Consider the following 288-nt stretch of genomic DNA (forward strand, 5'->3'; position numbering starts at 1 on the left):
TACCCGAGGACCGGCATACCGGCAGGGATAAGGACATCCTTGAAAACCGGGACCGAATTTATCGGGAAGCAAAGCAAAAGTGCCCGAAGCGCTGGAGTGGGGGCACCCGCAAATGGAAGCCGAAAGGACCGGTCTGGCTCAATCCACCTAAAACTGAGTCCGACTCTAAAGGCAGTGAGCGCTTTTCCGATGGATTCAGACAAACAGGATGAGAGGCAATCATTAAGTTATCAAAGATCGATTGTTAAATCGAAATGATGATAATCATCTCGTGATTACCGAAAAGCC

1 pseudogene is annotated in these 288 nt (G+C 49.0%); it reads left to right on the forward strand.

Going from position 1 to position 288, the window contains the following annotated elements:
• Positions 1 to 212, forward strand: a pseudogene (locus ACYQ2M_RS25475) (hypothetical protein); the annotation flags it as partial.
• Between the last annotated feature and the right edge of the window lie 76 nt (positions 213 to 288).

It is taken from the genome of Desulfocicer niacini (genome assembly GCF_054657595.1).